Below are 25,793 nucleotides of genomic sequence, written 5' to 3'. Positions count from 1 at the left end.
TATTCTACCACGCGCGAAGTGCCAATGTACAGCAGAATCAGCCGGCATCTGAGCGTCGGCGCTGGGCCAGACGCTCCTCGATCTGAGTCGGACCAGGGATACCGCTTGTCCCCACGGCCTCCACCGAGAACGAGGCCACGCAATTGGCAAAATCGACCGCGGCGGCAGGATCGCCGGAGCGAGCCAGCTGCACTAGAAAAGCTGCCGCGAAGACATCGCCGGCCCCCGTTGGATCGACCTCGCGTGCAGGATAGGCTGGAAAATGCTGGGCCAGCCCATTGCGGAAGAGCGTGGCCCCCTCGCGGCCCGCCGTTGCCACCAGCAGAGGTACCAGCTGACTCCAGCGGCGCAGGATTGCCGCGGCCTCCGTCCGGCTGCCGTTGGCAAAGGGCAGCAAATCATCATGACTCAGAATCAGAGCATCCAGATGGGGCAGGACCTGCTCGGCGGCCTTCCAGGGAGTGGGCCAGACTCTGCCATCGCTATCCCAGCGTCGCAGCCAGCCCTGGGGGGTTGCCGCCAGGATGCGCCCCTCGCCGCGTGGAAAAAGAGCCACCATCTCAGGTGTCAGCTCCTGAGCCAGGGGAGCCAACAACACGATTGGTGTTGCGCGCCAGGAGAGAGGAACGTCCTCAAGCTCCAAAGGCTCGCTGCGTGCGCGCAAATACTGGATACGGAAACCATCCTGATAGCGATTTTCAAAGGTCGTCGTCGTCGCCGCAAGGCGGGCAGCCAGGCCGATACCGGGCAGCAGCGAAGGAAGCTGCTGGCAGAGATCCGCAGCGGCGCAGGTCACCAGTGCAGCGGGCAGGCCGAGACGCTCAACAGTCAACGTCGCGAAGGTCACAGTACCACCGAGAGCCAACGAGCCATCGGGAAGCACGTCACGCGTAATATGGCCAATACTCAGGAAGGCAGGAGGCTCAGCGCGAGCGGGCTGAAGGACGGTCGCAGGCATAAAAAGAACACCTCCCCTCTGGCATGCGCAGCGCTGCCCAGCGCAGTTTGATCTCCTCTATCTGCTCGCCTGCACCTGGGACAAGCTATACTGCTGATCGCCGCGCCTCCTCATGCAGAAGACGAGCAGGCGGCCTGTCGGTGAGCCGCTAGCCCCCTCCTGCAGGAGGGGGGCAGAGCCAGCCAGACTGGCTGGCCAGCCGAGGATGGACGTGGCCTAGGAGCGCCCGGGGCGCTTCAGCGAGATCACCACGCGGCGAGCATCGCCCTCGCCGATGCTCTCTGTACTGATATCTTGACTATCGGCCAGAGCCAGGTGCACGATGCGCCGCTCATGGGGTGGCATCGCCTCCAGAGCGATCGAGCGGCGATAGTTGCGAACTTGCTGCGCCACGCGCAGGGCCAGCGAGCGTAGATTTTCCTCACGGCGTTGGCGGTAGTTCTCGGCGTCGACGATGATGCGCATGCGGCGTTTCGTGCGGTGGCTGACGATGAGGTTCACCAGAAGCTGGAGGGCAGAGAGTGTTTCGCCGCGGCGACCGATCAGCAGGCCAAGATTTTCATGAATGCCCTGGATATTGAGGGTGAGCGGGTCAGTCGAGCGTACCTGGACCGAAGCGCGGATATTCATATAGCGTAAGATATGCTGGAGCACATCGACAGTCAGCTCGATATCCTCGCGTGTAGGCTGCACTGGCTCCTGAGTGGCAGGTGAGCCAGTGGGGGATTCGGCGGGGGAGGGAACGACGGGGACCGAAGCAGAGGGGAGGCCAGCGGGAGCGGAGCTGACAGACGAGGGAGCCACAGAGGTAAACTGCTCCCCAGGCAACGGCTGCGGGCGAGCCGTCGGCTGTGCTTCTTGGGGAAAGGCCAGAGGCTCCTCACTGTACTGCTCCTCCTCCTCTTCCTCTTCCTCTTCCTCGTTCTCATCCTCAGAGAAATCGACGAACTCCTCCTGACTATCATAGACTCCATGAGAGGCGTTGGTGAAGAAGTCCTCCTCCTCCTCCTCCTCCTCTTCTTCTTCTGCTTCGACCTGGCTTAGAATGGCATCAGCCATCTCAGGGGTAATCACCGCACCACGGCTGGGGCGAACCGTCACCCGGACCCGTGCCTCACGACTGCCCAGCCCAAAAGTGCCGCGTGAAGGCTCTTGAAGGACCGTCACCTCGACCTCATCTCGGCGCTTGCCCAAACGGAGCAGAGCCTGCTGGACAGCTTCTTCAACGCTTTTACCACTGGCCTCAATGCTTTCCACTGCTTACTTGCCTCCCTTGAAGGTATCACACAATGCAGGGCAGAACGAGAAGCGAGAGCGTGAGAGAATCGGTCAGTTGGTTGCCAGCTGAGGGCAGTGGTTTGGCCTGGGTAAGGCAGACCAACCGAACCGAACCGGACCGAACCGAACCGAACCGGACCTTGGCGGCGATCGCTGCAGCCAGCGGAGGACTGGCTGGCAAGGCCTGCTCGTCTACTCTGCTACTATCATCGCTAGGGTAGGTCGGCGAACCCAAGGCATCATCTCATTCGCCGTGGCCCAGCTCGGCCCAGCTCAAGGCACTCTGACCGACGCTGGCCCCTTCTAGCTGGGAGTGGGATTCCTCCTTCGTACAACGCCGCGTCGACGGGCTGAAGCGCTGCGCAGATGGCGGCGCGAAGCGCTCGTACCATTGCGCCAGGGGCGCTCCTCTGAGAATGCCGCTTGCCCCTCCTGTGACTCAACTGTCTCTTCAAGAACACGGGTTTGCATCAGTTGCTCATTCTGCTTCTCCTCCTCTTTACGGGAGGGGGAGAAAGGACTGACTGGGCCTGTGACCAGGTAGTACTGGACCGCCATAATAATGGAGCCGACAGTCCAGTAGAGAGCCAGGCCGGCGGGGAAGCTCCAGGCGATGAAGAGAGTGAAAAGCGGCATGATCCAGGTCATGATCTTCATCGTCTGCTGCTGAGCGGCCAGAGCATCAGGGGTAGTGGTGCCGGAGGAAGTCGTGGCAGCCAGAGAGCGATTGTTGTTGCGGGACTGAGTCAGATAGAGCTGGACAAAGGTTGCCAGAGCTGCCAGGATAGGCAGAATATGGGTTGGATCAGGTAGGGCCAGCGACAGATGCCAGGCTGGATTGAGGAAGGTGAACCAGTCGAGGTTGATGTTGGGGAAATGGCTAAACTTCGGTAAGAAGGGATAGATAAAGCCATTGAGCCGCTCCAACCCCTGATTGCCCTTCAACGAAGCATCGTCGATGACCGCCCGGAAGGCAAAGTAAAGCCCGTAGAGCACTGGCAGCTGTAGGAGCAATGGCAAGCAGCCCGAGTAAGGATTGATATTGTAGCGTTTGTATAGCTCCTGCGTGGCCTCGAGCTGGGCGCGTGGATCGTCGCGGAAACGCTCGCGGATGCGGCTGATCTCTGGCTGCAGCTCCTGCATCGCCTTGGCTGATTTCAGCTGCTGGAGTGTCAGAGGGAAGAGAATCAGACGGATGATGAGCGTTAGGACGATGATCGACAGGCCGAAATCGCCAAAGAGGTGGTACAGCAGCATCAAAACGTTGAAGATGGGCTGCGTAAAGACAACGTTGATAAAATCACTGATCCCCACGGGATTTCTCCTGCCTTCCTCGATCTTGCCTACTGGCCCAGGCGCTCAGGAACTGGGTCATAGAGATCTCCATGATAGAACGGGTGACAGCGTGCCAGGCGTTTCATCGTCAGCCAGCCCCCACGAATCAGCCCGAAGCGCTGGATTGCCTCGTACCCGTACTGTGAGCATGAAGGAACGAAGCGGCACGAGGGGGGCAGGATGACGGAAAAGGTGCGCTGGTAGACACGAATCAAAAACAGAGCGACGTACTTCACGGCTAATCGACCTTTATGGACACTCCCTTGCCGGGCGCTGCCGCCCAGGCGCCTTATTGGCCAGCAGCAATCGCGCTCGGCGTAACAAAACCTGCAGCTCGGCCTTCAACGTCTGAAGATCAGCCTCAAGCGCTTCGCGCCTGGGAATCAAGACAAGGTCCACGCCGCGCAGCCGGGGCAGGCAAGGTCGAATGGCCTCACTGAGCAAGCGCTTGAGGCGATTGCGCTGCGTGGCCAGCTTGAAGAGGCGTCGACTTACCACAAAGCCGACGCGAACCAGATCGCTCTCCGTCGGTGTCCAGGCGAGGACTAACAACCTGGAGGCAACACTCCTTCCCTGCTGCCTGATCCGCTGAAAATCGCGGCTTTTGCGCAGGCGCAGTTCGCGTCTTAATGCCACCGTCTTGCTAACGTTTGATCTATCGTCTTCACCAACAGGTGAGAGAGCGCGCCTTGAGAGACACCCCAGAAAAGGAGCTACCGCAGGCGGCGAGCCGACGCCGTCGGGCGGGGTGAGGCCCGCCTGCGGGGGCGCTAGACTGTCAAGCGCCAGCGGCCCTTCAGGCGGCGGGCCTTAAGCACTCGCCGACCGGCGCGCGTCGCCATGCGTTTTAAAAAGCCGTGTTCCCTCTTGCGGGGGATACGCTTCGGTTGCCAGGTGCGTTTCATAAACCCCTCGTTCTCCTCCACTAAAGGATGTCTTGTAGATTATAGCGGGTAGCGATCCTAGCTGTCAATGAGAGGGGGAGGCCTGACTAGCTGCGCTCTGCTGGCAGCTGCCGCCTCCCCGCTTGTACTCTTTTCCCCCTGGCTTATGAGGTTTTAAAGCGCAGCAGCACGCGGCCCAGTTTGATCTCGTCGTTATCGTGCAGCGGCGTTGGCGTCTTGGGGGCCAGGCGCTGCCGATTCAGGAAGGTGTAGTTGGTGCTATTCTCATCCTCGATCATGTACTGGCCGTTCTGGATGAAGATGCGTGCATGCATGCGCGAGACCCCGCCCTCTTCGCCCCCATGAGGGGTGAGGTCGATGTCGGGAAAGATGTTGCTGACCGCGTCCTCGCGGCCAATCAGGATGTTATCCTTCCCGCTAATATCGAACTCCTGGTTGTCCGCCTCAACGATCAGTCGGGCGTGCAGGGTAGAGCCTGCCGCTGCGGGAGCAGGGGCGGGGGCGGGGGCGGGGGTCGCTGGCGCTGGCGCTGGCGTTGCCACAGGAGCGGCTGGAGCCACGCCCGGTGCGCTCACCGCCGCCGGCGCTCCCAGCAGGCTCACACCGCAATTGGAACAGAAAGCCTCGCCCTGGGGATTCTGCGCGCCACATGAGGGGCAGGTTTGCATGCCTGGCTGGGCGGCTCCACTCGGAGCAACGGCGGGCGCTGCTGGGGCTGGAGCCGCCGGCGCCGCCGCTGGGGCTGCCGCACTCAACGGCTCCCCGCATTCGTCGCAAAACGCCGAACCATCCGGGTTCTCATGACCCAAGGAACAATATACTGGCATAATTCTACTCTCCTCCTCTAATCCGGTGTTACCCCTGAAGCACGCCTTCTCACCTCCGCGCGCGTCGGTGGCGCGGACGGACAACACCCTGAGTGAACCCTCCCGTGCTGTGCTGCTCTTTCTGCTCTCTTGCGTACTGTCAGGGCAGGATATCGTCTAGGCGTTGCGTCAACTTTCTCGTCTTATTGCCAATCGATTTAACTTGCTCCTGAGAAATCTGCTGTCCTTTGCTGATTTGATCAAGTGCTGCTTGTGTCTCTTCATCAAGGATGCGCGTCACGTTAGGGGCCAGGCGCGTTGTCACCTTGCCTGTGCGCTTATACTCATCAAGGATGCGTGTCACGAGGCGCTGGGCGTTGGCTTTCTCTGCGAAGTTCATGACTCGCGCGTTCACCTGGGCCGCCTGGTTGGGATCAGTCGTAAAGGTGACTTTAATATCTTCACGAATCCGCTCGCCTACCAGATTGGCGATGGGCACATCGTAGGACAACTCGGCCTGGGCAATGCGGAAGAGGCCCGCCGGACGTGGGTCGATGAGCAGTTCGACCAGCACGGCCTGGGGTGTCTCCTTCTCCAGGTCGCCCAGGGGAATCACCACCTGGCGGTCCGAAAGGACGGACTGGCCCAGATCGCTGATGATAGGCAAGACTTTGACGGCCTTTTTCGGGGTGACGCCTGTTGGCAGGCGCAGGGTGATGACGGCGTTGCGCACGGCCACCGCGACGGCGCTCTGAACCTGCTGCTGGAAGATGCTCATGGCATCGGCAGGATTCCTGATAAATTCCGCCGGCATTCCCCCACTAAGCTGGCCAATGTCGTCCAGCAGGCCCTCATCCCAGTCCTGCCCGATGCCCAGCGGATAGATGGCGATTCCCGCGGCTGCAGCTTCGCGGGCAAGCTGGCGACAGCGGTCTGAGTCGCCGTAAGTGACCCCATCCGTCAGGAGAATCATGCGATTGACGGTGTTGGGGAAGCTGTAGCGTCGCAGTTCGTTGAGACCCTGGATCATGCCCAGCGACATGGTGGTGCCACCACCGTCGCGTATGCGGTCGATGGCCGCCTTCATGCCCACCTTGTCCTGAGCTGGCATGGAGGGGATGATGACCTGAGCCGTGTCGTCGAAGACGATGACTGAGACGTAGTCGGTCGGCTCCAGGTGATCGATGACCATCTTGACCGCCTCTTTGACGTTGTGCAGCTTGGCCCCTTTCATGGAGCCGGAGTGATCCAGCACCAGGGCAAAATTCAGGGGGAGGCGGACCTGGGCCATCATCTCGGTGGGCTTGGCCTCCAGCAGGACATAGGCGAGCTGGCTCCCACCGGTGACCGGCATGTAGTCCTTCCCCAGCTGATACGCCAGCACTACCTCACCAGGCATAGTCTATCAGCTCCTTTCATTGGTGGCAGCCTTCAGTATATCATAGTGTTCAACGTACAAAGACCACAACAGCGCTGATGTTGTCTTCTCCCCCATTTGCATTGGCTGCCTCTATCAACTGGGCACAGGCTGTCTGTGGATCTGGGGCTGCGTTGAGAATGCTCTCGATCTGTGGGTCGCGTACCATCTCCCACAGCCCGTCTGAGCAGCTCAGCAGGATGTCACCCGGGTAAAGCTCCTGCTTGAAGAGGTCGATCTGCACATTGGGACGATCACCCAGGCTGCGGAAGATCTGGCTGCGCTGCGGATGAGTGTAGACCTCGTCAGGTTGGATCAGGCCGCCCGCCACAAGCTGCCCCACGAGCGAGTGATCGGTCGTCCGCTGATAGAGCTGACCGCCACGGACCATATAGGTACGACTGTCACCCACATTAACGATATACGAGTGGCGCCCCACAATCATAAAACCGGTCAGGGTGCAACCCATATCGGTCTTGTTCTGCTGGTTGATCTGGCAGAGACGGCTATTGGCCTCCTCGACCGCTTCCTGCAGCAAGCGCACGAGCTGCTCTTCCTCGGCGGGCGCCGGCGGTTGCTGGCTCTCCTTTTCGGCGCTCAGGGGGGCTGCCAGCAGATCGCGTGCGATGCGCTCGGCGATGGTATTGATGGCAACGCGGCTGGCAAGCTGACCGCTGGCGTGTCCTCCCATGCCGTCGGCGACGATGAAGAGGCCTACTGGCTGGGAGATGGATTCGTGTGAGCGCTCCAGGAGGAGCAGGAGGGTACTGTCCTCGTTCGGCTCGTCGCCGCGGACGATGCCGGCGTCGGAGAGGGCCGCTGCGATCAGGTGGACGCCCTCGGGGAAGGGGTCGCGCTCGGCCTGCGGCTGCTCCACGGCGTAGGTGCGCCCTCCTTCAATGAAGGTGTTCACGATGTGGCCGCTGGTGACCTGGGTCTCGGGGCTGGCCTGCTCGCCACTGAATTCGTGCAGAAGGTAGGACATCCCCAGCAGTTCGGCGCCGCAGTTGATGCAGAACTCATCTCCTTCGGCATTCTCCTGGCTGCCACAGTTCCAGCAGCGCTGGTAGCCCTGCTGGTCGGTGACCTGATAGATGCGCTCGTGTTCCTCTTCGCGAACGAGCTGGTTGATCAGGTAGCGCCCACCCAGAAGGGTGCCGCTCTCTAGTGGCCCGCTGCTCGCTGCTGGCGCTGCTTCGGGACCGGCACTCTCTGCTGACTGGCTCTGTTGCTCCAGGTTTGCACTGGCTGCAAAGCTCTGGTCGCTGGCCTTTGGCTGAGCAGGTTGATCTGCTGATGCTGGTGATGCTGGCTCTTCCACCGCGGTTGTTGTCCCTTCTTGTGATTCTGCCTCTGTCGCTTCTGGTTCCGCTGACTCCGCCGGGGAGGGTCCGGCACTGCTGAGAGAGGCGTCAGTGGCTGGCTCGCTCTCTACGGCGGGAGCCGCGGAGGTGTCTCTCAGTTCGCCACTGCCTGGCTTTGTCTGGCTGCCGCTCTCGCCGGATGGGACCCCTGTAACGGCAGGCTGCTCATTGGTGGCCGCGCTGCCTGAGCTCTCGCGAGCCTCGGCCAGCGCCTCGCCAGTTCCCGGCGCCATCAGAATGGTTGGCAGGTCGGCGATGTCTCTGGCCTCTTGTCCTGATCCACTGCTGGCTGGCTGTTGCTGCCTCTGCTGGCGTTCGGTCTCCTCTAGCTCGCGCTGCCAGCGCTGGCTATGATAGGCCATCATGCGCTCGGGAGTAAGGATCAGTGTCGGGGCCTGGCTTGGGTCTTCCGGCCCCGGGCTGGCGGCGATGCGCTCCGCTTCTTGAGATCGCCTGGTTGGCTGCTCGGAGACGGCGGAACTTTCGCTGGCGGGGGCTTCCCGTGGAAGCGAGCGCCCACAGCTTTTGCAGAATTTCGCATCGTCGCGGTTGGGCGTGCTGCAAACTGGACAGATCATACCTGCTCTCCTCGCTCTCTGAGACGGATTCGGTCCTCTCTTCTCCTGGTGTTCGGCTTCAGGAGTGGCTGGCGACAACTCTCTTCCTTACTATGGTTGGCGATGCCATTGGTCAGGCCCATCACAGCTGCTTTTGCAGGCGCAGCGCCTCGGCGTTATTGGGATCGCGCTGCAGGGCTTCGCGGAGCATTTGTCTGGCCTCCACCTTTTTGCGCATTTTCAGATAGCACGTGGCCATGGCGCTGTAGATCTCGGCTCGCTCGGGATCACGTTGGCGTGCCTGCTCCAGAGCGCTCAGGGCCTGATTCCACTGGTTGGCGCGCATATGGGCGCGACCCAGCTCATACCAGCCATCTACGTGAGAGGGGTCGCAGCGTGTGGCCTCCTGCAGGATGCGGATCGCCGAGTTGTACTGGCGCGTTTCGCTGTACAGGCGACCCAGGGCTAGCAGGATGAGGGCGTGATCGGGATTGATCTTCAGACCTTCGAGCAGGTAGCCCTCGGCCTCGCGCTGGTAACCCTGTTTCATGGCCACTTGCCCCAGCTGGTAATAGATGGCCGCGTCCTGGGGGGCGATGCGCTGCGCCTCTTTGAAAGCTGCCTCGGCCTTGGGGTAAAGGCCCAGGTCGAGATAGCAGAGGCCAAGCTGGAAGTAGGCGTCCAGGGCATTCTGCCGGTTATTGACCGCCTGAGCGAAGTGCTCGGCAGCATGGGTCATATTTTCACGGAAAAGCTTCTCGTCTTTATCGCGCAGGGACTGAGCATATTGGCGATACGCTCGGGCCAGGCTGTAGAGTACGTCGTAGGTAGGGCGTCCGAGGGCCAGCGCTTGCTTGAATTCCTCGATGGCTTCGACGTAGCGCTGGTTATTGAGATCTTGCAGGCCGCGCCGGTAGAAGGCCAGGGGGTCGTTGCTGACCGGGGCGCCAACAGAGATAGGGCGGGCGCGGATCGGTTGGCGTACGACGCCTGCTGGCAGTGAGGCGTATGCCTGGGCCTGCAGGCGTACGTTGGGAGGAACCGCGGCTGCTCCCTGGAAAAGAGGCTGGCCATCGCGCTTGCAGAATTTGGCCCCTGGACGGTTCTGAAGACCACAGCGTGGGCAAATCGGCCCGGGTCCCTGGGGAGCTTGAGAGGGCCCTGCCCCTGGGACAGGAGCCTGTCCGCGTGTGGCTGGCACCACAATGGTCGCATTGGGCGAGATCGCCGGAATCTGAATGGTCGCAGGCGCTGCCTGGCCAGGCAGGCACTGCTGCAAGGCTACTCGCATGGCCTCGGCGCTCTGGAAGCGATGGGCTGGGTCCTGCTGCATGGCTTTGATAATGACCTGCTCGATCGGGCAGATGATGCGCCCATCCACCTGGATCGTGCGCAGCTTCGGATTCTTGGCCCGGATGCTGCCCGGGGCCGGCGTCTGCATCGGCTCCGGCTCCTGGTTGGTCAGCAAGTGGTACATCGTGGCCCCAAGTGAATAGATGTCTGAGCGAGCGTCGGTTTGCACCAAGCGACCGGGGTTTTGAGGCGAGCGCTTCTGGCCCGGAGCGGTGATTGAGCCAAGATGCTCGGGCGAGGCATAGGAAATGGTGCCCAGGTTCTCGGTGTTGGTGCGCTTATTCGGGTTGAAGCGGCGTGCGATCCCAAAGTCGATCAGCTGAACGTCGCCCTCCGGCGTAATCATGATGTTGCCCGGCTTGAGGTCGCGCAAAATGATCGGTGGGTTGCGCGAGTGGATGTAGCTGAGCGCCTCGCAGACCTTGATCATCCAGCGGATAACCTGTTCCTCATCGAGCGGCCTCTTGTTCTCTTCCAGGATCTTATCGAGGCTTTTACCCGGCACAAATTCCATGACGAAGTAGTAATTGCCTCGTTCCTGGAAGCTGACGATCAACGAGGGAATATTAGGGTGCTTGAGATTGAACATCAAATCAATCTCTTTATTGAAGCGCTCGATCGCGGCCTTGCGCTCCTCCTCTGGCATTCCCGGGTTGATGAGCAACTCCTTGACAGCGCGATAAAAGCCGGGGCGGTCGACCTGCTCGACCTTGTAGACGGTGCCCATCCCGCCTTCGCCGAGCACTTCCACAACGCGGAATTTGCCATCGAGAATTGTGCCGATCGGGAGAGCCATAGCGCTTTCTTCCTCAATCGCCTTCAGGCTGCCTCGACGCGCACGACAAGGGCTGTGATATTGTCTTCGCCCCCGTGTGCGTTAGCCAAAGCGATCAGCTGATCGCAGATGTCCTGAAGGGACTTCTGTTCGCTTAAGGTTTTGCTGATTTCGTCATCGCGGACCATTTCCCACAGCCCATCACTACATAGTAGCAACATGTCGCCAGGCTGGAGGCGCTCCTGAAAGACGTCTACCTCAACCTGCCGGCGGCCCGCCCCCAGCGAGCGGTAGATGAGATTGCGCTGCGGGTGGGTGTAAATCTCTTCAGGCGAGATTTGCTGTGCTTCGACCAGCTTGGCCACCAACGAGTGGTCGCGCGTCAGGGGCTTGAGCTGACCATGACGCAGCAGGTAGGTTCTGCTATCACCAACGTTGGCAATGTAGGCTGTACCCTGGTAGACCAGGGCCGCGGTAACGGTGCAGCCCAGCCCCCGGGCCTCCCTTCGCTGCTCGCCGTGGTGGATGATGGCGCTGTTGGCCTGCCTGATGGCGTTTACGAGCCGCTCTTCGATGGAGCGCAGCAGTGGCGTTTCGGGCAGTTTGACGGTCAATCTGGCCTGTTGCTCTGGTGTCAGTTGCTGATGGGGGGGGACTTCCTCCGGCTTGCTCCTCGCTTTGGATGCCTCATCGGCTGGCGGGGCCAGCTTCACGGTCGGTTGCTCTTCCAGGGGGGGAGCAAGCTGAATCGTAGGCTGCTCGCTCAGCGGCTGGAAAAAGCTATCCAATGCCCGGCTGATCGTTTCTACCGCCAGGCGGCTGGCGACTTCCCCGGCGCGGTAGCCACCCATTCCATCGGCGACAATGAAAAGGGCAACATCCCCCTCCGGACTGATACGCCGATAGGCACAATCTTCATTCTGTTCTCGTTGCCGACCAACATCGGTTTTATCCGCGGCAAGCAGTTTCAATGACATAGTCGAGTACCTCATGCAGGCGGGCTTTTCTGCCTGTATTTCTCTGTTTATTTGCTATAGCATAACGCATATTTAGAGAGAGGTGAAAGGCATAGACTACCTCTATCCACATCATTAAAGAAGGGTTCAGAAAACTCTTATTACTGTATCATCTAGCCTTGACACTAGTCTATACGTGGCATGGGTGCGAAGGTTGTAGCTGGGGGGAGAGCAGGTCAGCCCGCGGCTGCCGGCCCAGGGTCCACCACAGCAGGGCAGCCAGTGCGATCGCCAGGCCTATTCCTGCAATGACCAATTGTCCCAGCAGACCGATAATGACCAGCAGCAGGCCAGCAGCCGTTACCAGAGGGCATAAACTAGCCTCATGGATCACGGCCTCCGTGGCCACGGCCTGGGCCGAGAGTTGCTCTTCGATGAGAGCATACAGCAAACGCGCATCGAAAGGCTTGCGTACGTAAGACGTAGCGTCATCCTGTGGCAGGGAAAGCGCTTCCCAGGACAAAGCGATGATTGGTACTCCGGCAACCTGCGCTTGAGTGCGCGCGATTTGCAGGAGGGAAGCATCTTGCCGGCGCCCCCGATCGAGATCGACGATCAGCAGTCCTGGTCGCCAATCAGATGAGAGAGAGGGCCAATGCTGGGGAGAGGCTGCGATAACCGTGATCCCCTTGTGTTGCAGGCCCAGGGCAATCAGACGTCGCAGGGGTGCCTCTGCCTCGATCAACAGTACTGTTCGACTTCGGCTGGAGAGTTCTGCCATTGCTCTCTGGCCTCCTGCTCGGCGGCGTCCGCTACTTCTCCTCGGCTGTATAGCAGCCGGAGTGCTTTTGCTGGCCTGGCTGGTACTGTCATCATGCTCTTCTTCTAAAGGATACGTTTCGGCCCAGCCGGCGGTTACAGCTACTCGTCTCTGGCAGAACAGGAAGCAGGGGAACGGGGGGCGAGCGATCATCATGGCAGGCCCTGACACCTGCCTTGCGGAAAGCCAGGAAAAAAGGAGGCGAGCAAAAGTTGCTGCTTTTGCTCGCCTTGCTTGTGTTTTCGGCGTCTCAGCTCAAGAGGAACCTGCAAAGCGCCTTGCTGCCTGGCTGACTGGCTATACTCAGCCAGGCAGCGTCGTAGAGGTGGAAGAGACAGGCCCTGCGGTTGGCTCGCAAGCGCATTCAGCGCTCAGGATTGGGGCGGCCAGCCTTTGAGCGGGGGAAGAAGGTCCCCGAGCCCGGAGACTAGCCTTTGCCGACCTTTCCCTTCGTGCGGCCCAGTTCGCCCGGGATATCCTCATTCAAGCCAATGTGGTTCACCACCACGCGCACGCCGGGGATCTGGATCAATTCATCCTCCAGCAAGTATTTCATCTGGCGCGTAGGCACCTCGCCGTAGAGATGGAGGACATAGTTTTCAACGAGCACCCGCAGATCTGTGGCGCCTTCCAGCTTGCCCGCCTCTTGGAGCTGAGCGATGCGGCGGTTCGCCTCGTTGAGGATAGCATCCTCGGCGATAATGAAGTTGCGCACATCGATCACATGGGGCAGCTTACGAATCTCATCCTCGATGGTCTTCTTCTGAGCCTCCAGCTCCACCTTACCGTAGAGGGCCAGGACCACGCCTTCCTGCTCCACCTCCACGTTGACCGGGTGGGCACTCCAGGCCAGATCGCCGCGCACCACCAGGCGATCAACAATCTCCTGGGCCTGCTCGCGCACTGCCTCGGCCAGCGGGCTGACCTCGCCCTCGGCAGTACCGACACCGAAGCCGGGGTAGGTCTCAGCGTGAGCGTGAGCCTGTGGGTCTTCCAGTCCCCAGCCGACGATCCCGATGAGCGTGCCCAGTGCACCCAGCAGAGCCAGCACCGGCGTCTGATTGATGATCAGCAGGCCGATGAAGGTCACGAAGATGGCCACGCTGGCGACCAGTGGCCAGTAGCTAGGGATCGGCAGGTGATGCTCTCCTGTTCCCTCGTGCTCCTCCTCGTAGGCTGGGAGGAGTGTTGCGGTCAGGTCACCTGTCGCGAGATTGATGCCTTGCAGGTGAGTTTCCATACTTATCGCATCTCCGCGAAATCTTTCTACTGCAGAATAAATAGCGTACGAGCACGGACAGATGGCAAGAGTCCCCTCCATTTCTAAGGATAGCAGGAGAGAAGCATTCTTGCAAGCCAGGTCCCACCGCTTGGGCGGTGGCCGTCATCTGCTCCGCTGCTCCTCTTTCCGTTCAGGGCCATGCCTCAGCCTGTCCTGGTGGGCGGTGCCTGTCTGTGCTCTTGCTCTTATCCTCCTGCTAGCCAGGCCTCAAGCCTGGCCAGTCCAGTCCAGTCCAGTCCAGTCCAGTCCCATGCAAAGAGCGAGGCTTGCTGTGCTGGCGCTACTCTTTAAGCAGCGTTTGCAGGTCGCTCGTCAGCTGGGAAGGGATGAAATCATCGCTCAAGAGAACGCGCTCGCGTCCCTGTTTATCCAGCACATAGAGCACGGCGGTATGGGATACCGAGCCGCTGCTGCTATTGGCGGTAGCCGCTTCGGCATCGATGCTATAGGCGCGCCAGATAGGCGAGAGAGCCGAGCGCGAGCCGATCAAGAAATGCCAATAGGAGGTCATCTTATGAGTATTCGAGAAGGCCAGAGCGGCGGCCTGGGTATCGCCTACCGGGTCGACGCTTACAGCCAGGACCGCCACGCGCTGGGCATCGCTGCCGAGCTGCTGCATGACCGTATGTAGCTTCTCGGCGGTCACGGGGCAGACCGTTGGGCAATGGGTATAGAGGAAGGTGATCACCACCGGTTTCCCCTTAAAGTCTGCCAGCGAGACGCTGCGACCGAACTGATCTGTGAGCTGGAAACCAGGGGCAGGTCGGCCATCGAGCAGCGTTCCCTGTAGCCCAGGGCTGCCAGCGGTGGGCTGGCCTGCAGGTTGGCCGTTGGCGCTTCCTCCCTGGCCGGCTCGCAAGTTCAGCACAGCCACCACGAGAACCACCAGTAAGGCCATTGTCAATACCGAAAGGCGCGAAGCCAGGCGCCAGTTCAGCCACCTCACGACTCAGCTCCTAGTGGAAAATGACGCGATCCAGCACCATTGCGGCGAAGATCATCGCCAGATAGCAATTCGAATACCAGAACAAGGTGCGAGCCCAGCGCCGTGACTGCCTATCCCAAAGCAGGCGCAGGGCCATATACACCAGGATGCCTCCCAGCACCACGGCTGCTACCAGATAGAGGTAGCTCATTGCCCGCATGGCGAAGAGCACCAACGTCACGGCCAGCAACAGGAGCGAGTAGAGGAAGATCTGCTTGCGTGTCTCCTCCTCGCCAAAGAGTACCGGGAGCATTGGCACATGGGCCTTCTCGTAGTCCTTCTCGATCAAGAGCGAGAGGGCCCAGAAGTGGGGTGGTGTCCAGTAGAAAATGATGGCGAAGAGCCAGATCGCTGGCAGCGAGATGGTACCAGTAACCGCCGCCCAGCCGACGAGAACAGGAACTGCGCCGGCGGCTCCCCCAATGACGATATTCTGGGCCGTGGTGCGCTTCAACCACATAGTGTAGACGCCCACGTAGAAGAGAATAGCCCCGCAGGCCAACACCGCGCTCAGCAGATTCACAAAGAAGGCCAGGATCAGGAAAGAGGCCACGCCGAGTGCAACGCCGAAGATCAGGGCCTGGCGTGGCCGCACACGCCCAGCGGGAAGAGAGCGGCGTGAGGTGCGGGACATGATGCTATCGATATCGCGATCGTAGTAGCAGTTAATGGCATTGGCGCTGCCCGCTGCCAGAGCGCCGCCCAGCAAGGTGGCGACTGTCAGGCCCAGGGGAGGCAGGCCCTGGTAGGCAATGGCCATGGCCGCCACGGTTGTTCCCAGCAGCAGCACTGTCACATGGGGCTTCATCAAATCAATATAGCCCGAGATCGTCTGGCGCAGAGGGCTGACGCTCTCGCGTGCAGCGGCCTCCGCGGCCTCCAGTCGCTCCAACTCAGCACCCTGGGGAGCAGCGCGCAACTGGCGAGCGGCCAAAACTGCCAGCAACACCAGCAGGCCCCAGACAGCGCTGGCCACCGCCAGGTGCAGGCCGCGCATAAAGGTGGCTGCATCCTGATTGGGAATGCTGCCGAAATGCAGCGAGCCGCTGCCAAGCAGGGGGATTGTTCCACCGATCAGGGACTGCAAGACAAAGAGTAAGGCGGCGGCGACAGCGACGCGAGCCTGGCCGGGAGCAACACGGCGCCGACGCCAGGCCGTGTAGAGGGTCCAGGCCACCACCAGCCCCACAATGGTGGCGATCAGGCGGTGAAGGGTGTTAATGTCTCCCAGACGGGCCATGCCGGGAAGCGTTTGACCGCATAGCGGCCAGCTCGTACAGGCGAAGGTTGCACCGCTCCCAACGACGTAGGAACCGCTCAGCATCAAGCCATAGACCAGCAGTGCCGTGGTCACAGCCAGCCGCAGGAAACGGCGTGTCTGCGCTGGGTGCTCCTGGCTTGGAGAGGGCTGGCCTGCCATCACCGCGATCGTAATCACCGTCGCGAAGATTGCCAGGGCCGTAGCCAGATGAGCGGTGATGATCTCGGGGGGCAGCTTCCAGAGCACCGTCAGCCCTCCCAGCACAATCTGCACCACTAGCAATGCCGGAGCGATCAGGGCGGGCACAAGGACCTGTCGCTCCTTACGTGCCCAGAGCAAAGCGCAGATGGCCAGGGCCAGGATCAAAACGCTGACGATCGATGCCGTATAGCGGTGTGACTCCTCAAGCAGGGTGCGGATATCGGGAAAGACAAAGGGCCGGCCATAACAGAGCGGCCAGTCGGGACAGCTCAGGCCGGCATCGTTGACCCGCACCGTTCCCCCCAGTGCCACCAAAAAATATGTGAAACCAACCGCGACCCATGCGATACGGCGTATCATCTTCATAACAGCTACAGGCTCCCGATCAAGAGTCTCTACAGGTAAATAATAGCCCGCTTCGTCCAGTCAACTTCAGAGCGTTGTCTGTATTGTCAGACCTGAACCTGATACTGCCCTTACAGGCCAGGAGGAGGACCTTACAGTTACCTGAATGCTGTTGTCGCCGCTGCTTTCCCTTGCTATAGTATCTAAGAGCAGTTTGGCGGCAGGCGAGCCAAGCGCTGGTAGACACTGGCGGGGGACAGGGCGACGGAGCAAAGGATGCAGGGCCGCTGCTCTGCTCTGGGTTCCTGCAAGGGTCACTTGAGGGTACGATCATCGCGCAATGGGAGCGGGGCAATGGACTTCTGGCTGAGAGCCTGGCATTTCATTCCTTCGGTAGTAGTCGGCTGTGTAGCGATTACGGTCCTCTATCTCTACGCCATTGGGCCGCTGCGCCGGCAGTACGACCTGGGGCCGCCAGTTCAGCGCAGCCGGGTGGTCGTCTTTCTGCTGGGTGTACTGGTCATTTTGCTGGCTCTGGTATCGCCGCTTGATGAGCTGGGGGATGACTATCTCTTCAGCGCCCATATGGTGCAGCACCTACTGATCACCTTGGTGGCTCCGCCGATGATGCTCTGGGGGATACCTGGCTGGCTGGTCGCTCCTCTCCTGCGCAACCGCCTGCTGTTCAGACTGGCCAGAGTGCTGACCTTGCCGGTCGTCACCTTCTTTCTCTTCAATGCCGACATCTTTCTCTGGCATGCGCCGCCGCTCTATGACGCTACCCTGGAGAATGAGGGCATCCATGTTTTGGAGCATGTAACCTTTATTGTCTTCAGCTTCCTATTCTGGTGGCCAGTGTTGAGTCCGCTGGAAGGTGAGCTGGGGCCGCTGCCCTTGCCTGCCCAGGTGCTCTATCTCTTCCTCAGTGGGATGCCGATGGTCTTGCTGGGGGCGGGATTGACCTTTGTGCCGCCGCTCTATGCTCCCTACCTGGCGGCGCCGCGCATCTGGGGAATCTCCGCCGCCACGGATCAGCAGCTCGGTGGACTGATTATGTGGGTGCCGGCCAATATTCTGGTGATTGTGCTGATGAGCGTCCTCTTTATCCGCTGGATGCTGGAGCAAGAGCGGCGTCAAGAGGAGCGCGAGCGCCTGGCCTGGCAGCGAGAAGCGGAAGAAGAGGAGCGGAGGTCATCGCTGCCTGAGCAGGGAAGTGCTGAGAGCGGCACAGAAGACCGAAGCAAGGGCATCAGCCTGCCATCTTCTGCCAGAAACGAGCGTCCTGGCGAGTCGCGGCCTTGAATTGAGAGCATGGCGATCGCTGCCGATCAAGGTCCGCTGCCGGAGAGCCGCATTCAGGCGGCTGTAAGGTCCCTTTCCGGTCCTGCAAGTTCTCTGTCAGGGAAAGGCGCTAGACTGATCTGCCAGACTGGGCCTGCTCTGTCGCCTTACTTCCGCTGCCCGTAAGCGGTGCAGAGGACAAAAGAGGTCGTCGAGTTGCTTTGCTGGTGCTGCTGGTGCTGCCGGGGCGCCGGCCAGCAAGTCTGCGACTGCAGCAGCGCGATGAAAGAAGGCCGGACTCTGACGGGACGGGACGAGTCTGGTCTGGTCGGGTCGAAGGGGAGGAAAGGCAGGCGAGGCGAGTGGAGAGGCCCGCGCTCTGGTTGAAGGCCCCCGCGGGGCAGCCCTATAATTATCTAGAGCGCTAATCTGTGTCTAATTGAGGAGTGCGAGCAGTGAGGATACCGTTATTTCGAGGGAAAACACGTTGGGGGCTGTTGCTTCTGACGTTGCTCTTATCCTCGCTCCTGTTCGCCGCCTGTGGCGGCAATCCCTCGATCCTCAACCCGGCGGGGCCGGTCGCCCAGGATGAGGCCAATCTCTTCTGGTTTATCCTGGGTGTGGCCACCTTTGTCTTTGTGGTTGTCGAGGGGATTCTCATCTGGTCGATCATTCGCTTCCGCGAGCGTCCGGGAATGCCGACGCCGCGCCAGATTCATGGGAACACGACGCTGGAAATTGTGTGGACCGTGGCGCCCTCCATCTTCCTCTTTGTGGTGCTGGTCTTTACGATCCGCACGATGTTCCAGGTCGATACCATCCCTACAGGTGGGCAGCAGCTGGAAGTCACGGCGGTTGGCCATCAGTGGTGGTGGGAGTTCGACTATCCGACCCAGAAGGTCATTACCGCTGATGATCTGGTGGTGCCGACGGGGACGGTGGTTCATGTCAAGCTCTATTCGAATAATGTGATCCACAGCTTCTGGGTGCCCAATCTGACGGGCAAGACCGACGTGGTGCCTGGCCACGACAACGAGAAGTGGTTTAGCGTCGATAAGCCCGGAACCTACCACGGCCAGTGCGCCGAGTACTGCGGCCTGCAGCATGCCAACATGGCCTTTAATGTGATTGCGCTGCCGCCGGACCAGTTTGCAACCTGGGTGAGTGGCCAGCAGCAAGCGGCAGCTAATAATCCGCAGTATGCGCGCGGGCTGGCGCTCTTCAAGTCGAAGGGGTGCACGGCTTGCCACGGGATCGTGGGGGTCAACCTCAACGATTTCAATACGCAGCCGCAAACGCTGGTCGGCCCCAATCTGACACACTTTGGAAGCCGTGATATGATCGCCGGCGGCGTGCTCAAAAATACGCCAGAAAACCTGGCGAAGTGGTTGCATGATCCGCAGGCGGTGAAGCCGGGGAATGATATGCCCAATCTCGGACTCTCCCAGTCCGAGGTCAATGACCTGGTGGCCTATCTGGAAAGCCTGAAGTAAAACTATAATAATGGAGAATAGCTTTTTCGATAGGCCACAGGCCACCTGCCTGACGAAGACGCGAGGCGGGGGCAGTCAGGCCATTAGCCAGAGGCGAGCTGATCGAGCGCCGGGCGGTGGCTCTCTCTGCCGCCTGCCGGCCTGTCAGAGAGAGGTCTGGTCTCCCCGGTTTGCCTGAAGGGGCTGATTGGATATTCGGAGGATTTTCCATGGCAACCAGTACCATTGTTGAGCGTCCTGCTCTGGTCCGACAGAAGCGCTTTAGCGAGACATATATTGGCCAGTGGCTGACGACTACCGATCATAAGAAGATCGGGATCATGTATATGGTCACGGCCTTCTTTTTCTTCGTGGTCGGCGGGTTGGAGGCGTTGCTGATCCGAACTCAGCTGGCGCTGCCGGACGGCAAGGTGCTCGATCCCCAGACCTATAACGAGATCTTTACGATGCATGGCACCACGATGATCTTCCTCTTCGTGATGCCGATGTTCACAGGTCTCGGTAACTATGTGGTGCCGCTGATGATTGGGGCGCGCGATATGGCCTTCCCGCGCCTGAATGCCTTTGGCTACTGGATTGTGCTCTTCGGTGGCCTCTTTCTCCAGTCTAGCTTCTTGTTCCATGCGGCACCAGACGGCGGCTGGTTCGCTTACGCACCGTTGACTGAGTGCGGCGTGCAGGGGGTGAACTGTATCCCGGCGACGCCCTCGATCAATATGGATTTCTGGGCTTTGGGCGTGCTGCTGCTGGGTATCTCGTCAGTTGCGGGCGCGTTGAACTTCGTGGTGACCATTTTCAAGCTGCGCGCGCCGGGCATGACGATTAACCGCATGCCGCTCTTCGTCTGGATGACGCTGGTCACGTCCTTCCTGCTGCTCTTTGCCCTGCCCAGCCTGACGGCGGCCTCGGGCTTGCTCTTGCTCGATCGCCATCTGGGCACACACTTCTATCAGGCGGCCTTTAATGGTGATCCGCTGCTGTGGCAGCATCTCTTCTGGTCCTTCGGCCACCCGGAGGTCTATATTCTGATCCTTCCTGCTTTCGGTATCGTCTCGGAGGTGCTGCCGGTCTTCTCGCGCAAGCCGATCTTTGGCTATACCTTCGTGGCCTGGTCGGGGGTCGCTATCGGGTTCCTGAGCTTTACGGTCTGGGCGCATCATATGTTTGCTGTGGGCCTGCCAGTGGTGGCTCAGGCTTTCTTCGCGACCAGCACGACCTTGATCGCGATCCCGACGGCGGTCAAGATCTTCAACTGGTTGGCGACGATCTACGGTGGGAAGCTCTCATTCAAGACGCCGATGCTCTTCGCCCTCGGCTTTGTGGCCATGTTCTTGATCGGCGGCCTGAACGGGGTGGCGCTGGCGATCGTACCTTTCGACTATCAGGTGACCGATAGCTACTTTGTGATCGCTCACCTGCACTATGTCCTCTTCGGCGGAGCAGTCTTCGCGATCTTCGCGGCCATCTTCTACTGGTTCCCGAAGATGACGGGCAAACTCCTGAATGAGCGCTTGGGCCAGATCCAGTTCTGGCTGATGCTGATCGGGGTGAATGTGACCTTCTTCCCGATGCATATTCTGGGCCTGCTCGGGATGCCGCGCCGTATCTATACCTATGCTCCCGATCTGGGCTGGAATGAGCTGAATCTGCTGGAGACGGTCGGCGCCTTCATTATTGCGGCGGCTATCCTGGTCTTCTTGTTCAATTTTGTGGCCAGTCTCCGTCAGGGTCAACCGGCGGGCGGTGATCCCTGGGATGCTTTCACGTTGGAGTGGGATACGACTTCTCCGCCGGAGCCGTACAACTTTAAGACGATCCCGGTGGTGCGCAGCCGCCGCCCATTCTACGATAAGAAGAATCCGGAGACGGCAGACTGGAAGGTGGCCGTCCATTGAGGGCAGGGCGATGCTGAGCGCCTGTGAGCCGCGCCGTGTTCCGGTTGGGGTCTGGGCTGATTGGCTGGCTGAGCTTTGGCCGGCCCGCCCAGGGCACCAGGCGGAAACCGGCGCACTCACCCTGGGAAGGGCTATCTCGCCTGTCTCTGGATGAGCCGGCCCGGCTATCGCCCGAGAGAGGCGTACTGTGATTAACGAGGAAGAGCAGAAAGATAGGCCCCCGATTGAGGGCGAGGGCCTGCAAAGGCAGGGGGAGGGACGGAAAAGGTCAGGTAATCCTGGGAGCGCCGAGACGCAGGAGAAGAGCGATGAGGCCACGGTGGTGAGGGGGCAGCAGCCGCGACCGGAGGCTGAAGAAGGGGCCAGTGAGCAGTCGCAGGGTCCGCAGGGTCCGCAGGTTCCGCAGGGTCCGCAGGTTCGCCCGTCTCGCGCCAGAACCCCTCGTGGCCCTCATGCCAGTCTCTGGCCCTTCGTGCTGGCTCTGGCCATTGCGCTGGCCTGTTTGGGTGTCGTGACTCATCCTGCAGTGCTGGTGATCGGGGCTTTGCTGATCGTGGTGGCCGTGGTCGGTTGGGGCCTGGAGCGCTATTAGATGAGGTTGAGAGAGCGGAGGGGGCGTTGCTCCTGTTGTCAGCTGCTTGATCTGCTCTTGCGCAAGACCTGGGCATGCGCTGGATGCGCTCTCTATCGACCGCTGGCCTGCGTCTGGTGCTGGCAATCTTGCCTGGGGTTGGCTTCGCGCTGAGGAGTTGCCAGCACGATCACCTCTGTTGAGCTTCTTGAAGAGAACAGTCAGGAGAATTTCGAGGTATGAGTGTTGCCTATCGCGAGGGGATACCTGCCCTGGAGCAGGTGCATGATGAAGGTGGGCGCAGCCTCGGCTGGTGGGGCATGATGTTCTTCATCGCCTCGGAGGCGCTGATCTTCGCGAACCTGATCGCCGCCTATCTCTATCTGGAGATTCGCCAGGGCGGCCACGGCTGGCATCTGCCTAGTGAGATCTGGTATCCGCTCATCAATACTGTCATTCTGTTGGGAAGTAGTGCGCCTATCCACTATATTGCTGCCAAAGGCATTGAGAAGGGCAGCCAGCAGCGCTTGATCTGGGGCTTGTTGGCAACCATTGTCATGGGGGCTATTTTCCTGGGAGGCCAGGTCTATGAGTATAGCTCGCTGATCAGTGAGGGTTTCACACCTCAGAGCCAGCTCTTTGGCTCGGCCTTCTTTACGCTGACTGGCTTCCACGGCCTGCATGTGACCGTTGGTCTGATCTTCCTGCTGATCGTCTTTGTGCGCGCTTTGAACGGTCACTTTACGAAGGAGCGACATTTCGCTTTCCAGGCCGGCGAGATGTACTGGCACTTCGTTGACGTGGTCTGGATCTTTGTCTTCAGCATTGTCTACCTGCTCCCGCTGTTGCGCGGGTAGCGGAGCGTAGCGGTGCAGAGGGCGTCAGGTAGGCTGCGACAATGGCTCTCATAGTCTGGGCTGGCTGGTTCTCTACGCTCCCAATCTGAGACCAGGCCGGCCCGGCTGGCCCCCGCCAGGGGGAGCAGCCGGGCCTGTCCCCTCGCTCCCGAACAGCTAGCAGTAGTGTCAGACTGATAAGCAAGGGCGTTCTCTTCTGGCGGCTCCCGGGCCTGCTTGAAGACGCCCTTGTTTGCTTGGTGCGTAATCCTTCCGAGGGTGTGATACAATTAGAGACGTGGGGGAAAAGGTCCCTGCCTGCGATTGTCCCTTGATCGCCAGCGAAGTGCTGATTGGACCGGCGAGCTTTGGAAAGGAATCGCCAATCATGGGAGAGGTTAAGCATAGCGGCAGCTTGTCTTCGCACAGCATCGACGAGGGTAGGCAGTCACCACGGGCGAGGAAGCGCATTATCCGCAATTGCTCGGTCTGTACGCAGCGCATCCCGCTGGAGGCCATTGCAGTCACGGAGCCCGAGGGTGCGCCCGAGCCGCGTCAGTCCTGGGTGTTGTGTCGTGATTGCTACGGTGCGCTGCTCGCTGAGATGAGTCGCTCGCCGGTGCGCTCACCCCTGCGTCTGCGCATTGCGCTGGGCCTGGTTGCTGCCGAGCGACGCCCGGCTTCTGCTTCTCCGGCCCCTCGTGTCCGGCGCTTGGTCCATGATCATCGCGCTATTATGTTTATTGCGTGGACGCTGATCATTGGCATGCTTTTGCATCTTTTATTGATCGTGGGACTGGCAACGCTTCATTAGCTCTTTTTCTCCTCTTGCGCGAGTGCTCCAGGTCTGATGCTGGCTCTCTCCTTGAGGGGCAGGCTGTCTTGAACCTTGACCGCCTTGCTAGAATATTCATGAGTACTCATCGATCGTACCAGCAATGCGGAAAGGTGTTCGTTTCATGGAACGCGCCGCCAGAGATGGGGCGGACATGGCCAGCGCTGACCGTCGCTCTTCTGAGGAGTGGATGACGTTCCTCGCCTGCCCTGCGCCTGATGCTACTCTCCCTTGGGCCTCGACCGCCTCTGCGCTGATGGCCTCTCCTGCCCAGGCGATCCTGGCAGCTGTCGCGGAGAACCTCAGCAGTGGCTTGCTGCTTTTGAGCCAGCGCGAGCGGCTGGTCTGTGCGAACAGGCGGGCACGCGAGCTGCTGGGTTGCCAGGCCCATGAGCTGGTTGTCGGGTCGACGGTGGATGTACGGGCGCGTTTGCTGACGCGGGCTGCCGACCCCCAACGTGCTCAGGAGGCCCTTGATCGCTTCTGGGAGCATCCCGAGCTGGAGGCTTCGACTGATCTGGCTCTGGTAGATGCGGCGGTCCGCTGGTTGCGCGTGCACAGCTTCCCTATCTATGGCGACGAGGGTCGCCTACTGGGGCGGGGCCTCCTCCTGGAGGATGTGACGCTGGAGCGCGAGGCCACTCAGGCTCGTTCCGAGGCTCTGGCGCTGGCGGCTCATGAGCTGAAGACACCTCTGGCGATTATTAAGGGCTGTGCAACAACCTTGCTCGGTTCTTCTCGCCGCTGGGACCCGGCTGTGCAGCGTGAAATGCTGGAAATGATCGATGCTCAGGCTGATCGCTTGCACGAGATTCTGAATACGCTCTTGGATGTGTGGCGGCTCGATAGTGGAACACAGACGCTGCGCCTGGCCCAGGTGCAGTTTGAGGAGCTGCTGCGCCGTCTGGTGGAACAGCGTGAGCGCTCGGCCCCCGGTCATCGTTTTATTCTGCGCCTGCCTCCTGCCTTGCCTCCGGTGCCGTGTGATCCTTTGCGCATAGAGCAAGTACTTAATCATTTGCTAGATAATGCGGTTCGTTATTCGCCTGGTGGGGGAACCATTCGTCTGGAGGTGGAGGTCGAGGGCGCTGAGGTGCGCGTGAGTGTGACGGATCAGGGCCTGGGCATTCCACAGGAGCATCTGGAGCATATCTTTCAGCGCTTCTACCGCTTGCCGCGCGAGGAGGCTGAGGACGAGGAGGAGGGGAGCGGCCTCGGGCTGGCCGTGGCCCGCGCGACCATTGAGGCGCATGGCGGGCGAATCTGGGCCGATTCGCCTGGCCTGGGTCAGGGGGCCACCTTCTCATTTACCTTGCCGCTGCAGGCGACGGAAGAGCTTCCCGCTGGCGCTTTGACAACGGAGACGCTGCCTGCTTTGACTTCTGCAAGCGCCTCGGTTCAGGGTCAAGGGCCGAGCGTGCGCCGCGAGCGCCTGGCCTCCGTTTTGCTGGCCGAGCAGGATGCGCGTATTGCTCGCTACCTGCGGGCCCATCTGGAGGAGCAGGGCTGTCAGGTGCAGCTGGCAACCCATAGCGCCCAGTTCTTCCGCTTGCTAGATCTGCAGGAGCCAGACTTGATCTTGTTGGCTGACCTGGCCGATGTGGCGGCTTTGGAGCTGCTGCGCCGTCTGCGCGAATTCGCGGAGACGCCGGTGATCGCTCTCTGTGCTACCGGTCATGAGGAGGAGGGGATTCGCCTGCTCGATGCTGGTGCCGATGACCTGGTCTACAAGCCTTTTCATCTGCGGGAGCTGCTGGCGCGGGTGCGTTGCCGCCTGCGTCGGCGTAGCCGGGAAAGTGCTGGCGAGACGAGGCATCAGCGTATCTTCCGTACGGGCGACTTGGTGATCGATTATGCGCAGCATCAGGTCTTTGTCAACGGGCAGCCAGTGCAGTTGAGTCGCACAGAGTATCGCTTGCTGAGCACTCTGGCGCAGCATGCTGGTATGGTGATGACTCATGAGCTGCTGCTCGAAAAGGTCTGGGGGCCGGAATATAGCCGCGAGATAGATTTTGTCTGGGTCTATATCAGTCGTTTGCGGCGCAAGATTGAGCCGGACCCGCGCCATCCGCGTTATATTCTGACGGTGCCGGATGTGGGCTATAAGCTGGCCCGCCTGCCCGGCTGAGTCCGGCTCGTTGCTTTCTCCTCTGCTCTCCCCTTGTGCTTGCCTCTTTCCGGGCTTCCTTTTTGGGCGTGAGGCAGGCCAGGAAAAGAAACCTGGCCGCCGTCTTCCGTTTTTGAGGCGCTCTTTCTTCCCCTTGTCGCTGTTTGCTGTTGTTCT

General features: G+C 60.4%; 22 protein-coding genes. 7 read left to right on the top strand and 15 right to left on the bottom strand.

What is annotated here, in order from left to right; all coding sequences use genetic code 11:
* Window positions 1-37: 37 nt before the first annotated feature.
* The 15 genes from N688_RS21140 to N688_RS22545 form a co-directional block, all read right to left on the bottom strand.
* A complete protein-coding gene (locus tag N688_RS21140) occupies window positions 38-958 on the bottom strand; it encodes a PfkB family carbohydrate kinase (RefSeq protein WP_052891132.1) in 921 nt (306 codons plus the stop codon).
* 216 nt (window positions 959-1,174) lie between these two features.
* Entirely contained in the window at window positions 1,175-2,215 is a 1,041-nt protein-coding gene (jag, locus tag N688_RS21135) for an RNA-binding cell elongation regulator Jag/EloR (protein WP_052891131.1), read from the bottom strand.
* A gap of 324 nt (window positions 2,216-2,539) precedes the next feature.
* A complete protein-coding gene (locus tag N688_RS21130; protein ID WP_052891130.1) occupies window positions 2,540-3,550 on the bottom strand; it encodes a YidC/Oxa1 family membrane protein insertase in 1,011 nt (336 codons plus the stop codon).
* A 29-nt stretch (window positions 3,551-3,579) separates the two neighbouring features.
* Entirely contained in the window at window positions 3,580-3,807 is a 228-nt protein-coding gene (yidD, locus tag N688_RS21125; protein WP_052891129.1) for a membrane protein insertion efficiency factor YidD, read from the bottom strand.
* A gap of 13 nt (window positions 3,808-3,820) precedes the next feature.
* Window positions 3,821-4,207 (bottom strand): ribonuclease P protein component, encoded by a 387-nt coding sequence (gene rnpA / locus N688_RS22555; protein ID WP_162179606.1) that lies wholly within the window; start codon window positions 4,205-4,207, stop codon window positions 3,821-3,823.
* A gap of 134 nt (window positions 4,208-4,341) precedes the next feature.
* Window positions 4,342-4,476: a 50S ribosomal protein L34 gene (gene rpmH / locus N688_RS22550; protein ID WP_069805928.1), complete on the bottom strand. Its 135-nt coding sequence runs from the start codon at window positions 4,474-4,476 to the stop codon at window positions 4,342-4,344.
* 143 nt (window positions 4,477-4,619) lie between these two features.
* On the bottom strand, window positions 4,620-5,303 hold the full coding sequence (locus N688_RS21115; protein WP_081839103.1) for an FHA domain-containing protein: 684 nt from the start codon (window positions 5,301-5,303) through the stop codon (window positions 4,620-4,622).
* 139 nt (window positions 5,304-5,442) lie between these two features.
* Window positions 5,443-6,681 (bottom strand): vWA domain-containing protein, encoded by a 1,239-nt coding sequence (locus N688_RS21110; RefSeq protein WP_052891126.1) that lies wholly within the window; start codon window positions 6,679-6,681, stop codon window positions 5,443-5,445.
* A 49-nt stretch (window positions 6,682-6,730) separates the two neighbouring features.
* Window positions 6,731-8,641 carry a protein phosphatase 2C domain-containing protein gene (locus N688_RS21105; RefSeq protein WP_052891125.1) on the bottom strand — a complete coding sequence of 637 codons (1,911 nt, stop codon included), beginning with the start codon at window positions 8,639-8,641 and terminating at the stop codon, window positions 6,731-6,733.
* Between the two features lie 121 nt (window positions 8,642-8,762).
* On the bottom strand, window positions 8,763-10,769 hold the full coding sequence (locus N688_RS21100; protein WP_052891124.1) for a protein kinase domain-containing protein: 2,007 nt from the start codon (window positions 10,767-10,769) through the stop codon (window positions 8,763-8,765).
* 23 nt (window positions 10,770-10,792) lie between these two features.
* Window positions 10,793-11,725: a PP2C family protein-serine/threonine phosphatase gene (locus N688_RS21095; RefSeq protein ID WP_052891123.1), complete on the bottom strand. Its 933-nt coding sequence runs from the start codon at window positions 11,723-11,725 to the stop codon at window positions 10,793-10,795.
* Window positions 11,726-11,894: 169 nt separating this feature from the next.
* Complete coding sequence (locus tag N688_RS21090; protein WP_052891122.1) at window positions 11,895-12,485, bottom strand: response regulator; 591 nt, start codon at window positions 12,483-12,485, stop codon at window positions 11,895-11,897.
* Window positions 12,486-12,951: 466 nt separating this feature from the next.
* Complete coding sequence (locus tag N688_RS21085) at window positions 12,952-13,764, bottom strand: BON domain-containing protein (protein ID WP_052891121.1); 813 nt, start codon at window positions 13,762-13,764, stop codon at window positions 12,952-12,954.
* A gap of 322 nt (window positions 13,765-14,086) precedes the next feature.
* Window positions 14,087-14,752, bottom strand: a complete 666-nt coding sequence (locus tag N688_RS21080; protein WP_052891120.1) for an SCO family protein — start codon at window positions 14,750-14,752, stop codon at window positions 14,087-14,089.
* A gap of 10 nt (window positions 14,753-14,762) precedes the next feature.
* Entirely contained in the window at window positions 14,763-16,619 is a 1,857-nt protein-coding gene (locus N688_RS22545; protein ID WP_081839100.1) for a heme o synthase, read from the bottom strand.
* Between the two features lie 333 nt (window positions 16,620-16,952).
* On the opposite strand from N688_RS22545, the gene N688_RS21070 reads away from it, so the two are divergent.
* The 7 genes from N688_RS21070 to N688_RS22535 all read left to right on the top strand — a co-directional run bounded on the left by N688_RS21070 (window position 16,953) and on the right by N688_RS22535 (window position 25,637).
* Window positions 16,953-17,900 carry a cytochrome c oxidase assembly protein gene (locus N688_RS21070; RefSeq protein ID WP_052891119.1) on the top strand — a complete coding sequence of 316 codons (948 nt, stop codon included), beginning with the start codon at window positions 16,953-16,955 and terminating at the stop codon, window positions 17,898-17,900.
* Window positions 17,901-18,334: 434 nt separating this feature from the next.
* Window positions 18,335-19,372, top strand: coding sequence for a cytochrome c oxidase subunit II (gene coxB / locus N688_RS21065; RefSeq protein ID WP_162179605.1), 1,038 nt, complete (start codon window positions 18,335-18,337; stop codon window positions 19,370-19,372).
* Between the two features lie 209 nt (window positions 19,373-19,581).
* Window positions 19,582-21,267: a cytochrome c oxidase subunit I gene (ctaD, locus tag N688_RS21060; RefSeq protein WP_052891118.1), complete on the top strand. Its 1,686-nt coding sequence runs from the start codon at window positions 19,582-19,584 to the stop codon at window positions 21,265-21,267.
* Window positions 21,268-21,454: 187 nt separating this feature from the next.
* A complete protein-coding gene (locus tag N688_RS23075) occupies window positions 21,455-21,859 on the top strand; it encodes a cytochrome c oxidase subunit 4 (protein ID WP_052891117.1) in 405 nt (134 codons plus the stop codon).
* A 218-nt stretch (window positions 21,860-22,077) separates the two neighbouring features.
* Window positions 22,078-22,695: a cytochrome c oxidase subunit 3 gene (locus tag N688_RS21050; protein ID WP_052891116.1), complete on the top strand. Its 618-nt coding sequence runs from the start codon at window positions 22,078-22,080 to the stop codon at window positions 22,693-22,695.
* Between the two features lie 367 nt (window positions 22,696-23,062).
* Window positions 23,063-23,488 (top strand): hypothetical protein, encoded by a 426-nt coding sequence (locus tag N688_RS21045; RefSeq protein WP_052891115.1) that lies wholly within the window; start codon window positions 23,063-23,065, stop codon window positions 23,486-23,488.
* Window positions 23,489-23,633: 145 nt separating this feature from the next.
* Window positions 23,634-25,637 (top strand): ATP-binding response regulator, encoded by a 2,004-nt coding sequence (locus N688_RS22535; protein WP_162179604.1) that lies wholly within the window; start codon window positions 23,634-23,636, stop codon window positions 25,635-25,637.
* Window positions 25,638-25,793: the final 156 nt, after the last annotated feature.

The organism is Thermogemmatispora carboxidivorans, from assembly GCF_000702505.1.
Classification (GTDB): domain Bacteria; phylum Chloroflexota; class Ktedonobacteria; order Ktedonobacterales; family Ktedonobacteraceae; genus Thermogemmatispora; species Thermogemmatispora carboxidivorans.
Note: the sequence above shows the minus strand (reverse complement) of the source record. Positions and strands in the feature narration are given on the sequence as shown.